Below are 3,005 nucleotides of genomic sequence, written 5' to 3' on the forward strand. Positions count from 1 at the left end.
CCTGATGTCAACGTCTACAGACCCAGAGGAAAGTCCTCCGATTGAGTCTGTCCAATACCTCATTGACCAAGGGCTGGATGTCAACGCAATTGATAGCTATGGCTATACGCCAATGATTTATGCCGTTCGTCAACGCAACGTCGAGGGGATCCGGCTCTTGTTGGAAAACGGTGCTGATAAATTGATTGAGCACAGAGGCATAGATAGCATAAACGCTCTTCGAATGGCATTTCGAGGAAAACCATTTGTATATGATGTTGTCAAACTATTGCTTGATTTTGGTGCAGATCCTGATGCTAAAACAGAAAAGGGAAAATCAGTCCGAGAGCTTGTTAACTTACTTGATGATATGGATCCTAAGATTATTGAATTAGTCAGTCATTACTAAATAGAATTCAGTCAACTATCCCACACTAAATGAGAAATAATACTCAAAGGATAAATATCACAATAAAATGCCAAAAAGTAACTTTTACTTTTAGTAACACCAGAAGTAACAACAACCAAAATTGAACTATAAAAAATACTTATAAAACAACAAATTAAAATTCAAATTCAGATTACGGAAGGCCATATTTATCAAAGACTTAAGTGCTAATCTAGCCTTAAGTCTTTTTTATTTCTGGCATATATGTAGCAAAATCATTTGTAGCAAAATCATTGATACATCCCTGCTATAACACACTGTCAAAACTATCTCTCAGATATGAAAAAAGGCCAGAAATTTCTGCCCTTACAAAAAGTTACGTTCATCGAATAGTTCACTACTAGATTTTACCCGTACCGGAATAGATTCATTCTGCGAAGGAAAGAGGTCAAACGAAAGTAGTCAGAGAACTATACGTGAGTATTCTATATTCATTGCCTTTGGAATCACTAAAATGATGAAGAAAAACAGACTCCAAAACCAAAGTAAATGGAGCCACATGATGAGAAAAAGCTTAAGCTTCACGAGTCGAAGATATTATTATTCTCAAACACATAGTTTAACAAGTCACTAAGATCATGAAAACTATCTAATTTTTCCCATGTGACATTATCAACAGCCTCGTATAGATTAGAGTCCATGTTGTAAACCAACCGGGTAGATGATTCATCACCATAGGTGAAATACTGCCTTAAACTGTCTTCTGTCCAAAATTCTTTATTTATATCTACAATACCATCGATGAAAAAATCTTCATCGTAGGGTTTACTACCATATAGATTAAAACCATTGACTGAAAAACCATTTGATAATTTCAGGATTTCTAAATATTCACTAGAAACATCAATGCCAAATTGAGCCAATACGATTTTTTTTAAGTTTTCAATTTCCGTATCTTCCGCAGCATTAAGTAAAAAACCTTCACCATACTCATTTTTTTCCAATTGGTTTTCACTATTCAATAGGCTTAAAATATCGCTAATAGACATGTCTGAACTTCACTCCTTTGTCGGATAAACTTTTCCATTTGGAGAAGGCCATTGCACTATGTGGCTCTCTCCAACGGATAAAGATGTAGTCTTTTGTTTCTGATAGGTTGTAAATACAGAGTGCTCTGGTGAGTTGCGTATCAAAACTAAATTATCAAAGTCATTCGTTCCACCATCATCTAATGGAATTTTATGGTGAACCTGATACCCTCGGAGGACTTTGCCTTGGGATAATTTAGCAATTTCACTATCTTTTACACCATGCTCTTTTAACTTTTTCAGGGACACAGGATCATTGGTCAAACTCTTAAGAAAATCCTTTCGTACAGAAGAATTAAACTGACTTCTCAAGGTTTCATACTCACCCCTATCACGTTTAATATAATTGATGTTCTTCAGTTCAACATCTTTAAGAGTAATCTCTTCTCCTTTGTATCTACCTGTAAAAGCTGATTTTTTCTTTGCCTCATCCACACTATACACTACATACAGTGGTGGAATACCGCTTTCAGCCGGGAAGGTGAGAATATAATCCTTTGAATTGGTCTGATGAGTCGGGGTGGTGTATGGCTCATTTGTCCCTTTTAATTCTGCCTCACCACGCTCTGGGTGTACCCAAATATGGTAACTGTCCAACGCTGGGATTGGCGACGTGGTGAAATGACTGTCTTTGTCTTCTGGATGCATTGGCACCCACTCAAGGGTGTGGTCGCTTTCCAGCGCAACCACAAGTTTCTCTCCCACTTGTTTGACATGGCGAACCGGAATTTCCGCCCCTTTGACGTGATAGCCGTAAATCTGCCCGGACTGGTTAAAACCTAAACGAATATTGGTATTGGCAACCGCCATATGACGCAAGTCTTTCGCATGATATAGGGTGCTGTCTGCTACCTTCGTCGGCATAAACAGTGCAAGTGCGGCTGTCGCTGGTGAGAGACCGACTTTCGCAGCCCGCAGCGCAAATCCACTCAAGGATTTAAGTGCCGAGCCACTCGCTTCAACAAATGTCGCTTCTCCGGTAAGTGCTGTTGTGTTATTCATTGCTACAGCGCCATAAGCAGCAATCTGACCTATATCAGTCAGTGATTCTTGCTCTGTACCAATATCACAGGAGCCACAAGGGACAAGTGATGATTTGGCAAACACTTGCTGCGATTTAGGCGCAGGCTTGCTAAATGTGTCTTGCCATGATGACGGGGGCAGTTGTATGTTTTCTAATTCCCGTAACCGCTCCTGACGCTGCCTTACTAGCCGCTCTTGTAAAGTTAGCTTCACAGGTTCATGTTCAACATAAGGCTCGGTATACACCGAGGCGTTGACACTGCCAACGTAAGATGAGCCAATACCATGATTGACCAACTCAGCCCGTGCGGTATAGGCCTTGTATGCCAGCCAGTCGAGCTGAGGCTCAACCTCGGGATTGACCCGCCAATATTGATTGCCCCATTCATCCCGCTCCCGAATCAATAAGGGGATAGATGGCGTATCAGTGAGTAAGACTTGATGACCGCTGCGTAGCTGCTCAAGAAAATCAGCAAAGCGCATTCCGGAAGGCGTTACGGATTTGATATCCGATTCGCGCAGGGATG

Annotated in this window: 3 protein-coding genes; 1 reads left to right on the top strand and 2 read right to left on the bottom strand. The window is 40.7% G+C overall.

From position 1 onward, the window contains the following. Positions 1–388, top strand: a 388-nt coding sequence (locus AC55NX_RS20510; RefSeq protein ID WP_496997418.1) for an ankyrin repeat domain-containing protein, incomplete at its 5' end; no start/stop codon positions are given. Between the two features lie 560 nt (positions 389–948). On the opposite strand, the gene AC55NX_RS20515 is transcribed toward AC55NX_RS20510, so the two are convergent. Together AC55NX_RS20515 and AC55NX_RS20520 are read right to left on the bottom strand one after the other, a co-directional pair. Continuing rightward, positions 949–1,416 (bottom strand): YrhA family protein, encoded by a 468-nt coding sequence (locus AC55NX_RS20515; RefSeq protein WP_496997419.1) that lies wholly within the window; start codon positions 1,414–1,416, stop codon positions 949–951. 9 nt (positions 1,417–1,425) lie between these two features. Continuing rightward, positions 1,426–3,005, bottom strand: a 1,580-nt coding sequence (locus AC55NX_RS20520) for an S-type pyocin domain-containing protein (RefSeq protein WP_496997420.1), incomplete at its 5' end; no start/stop codon positions are given.

Source organism: Vibrio rubrogenes (assembly GCF_059641415.1).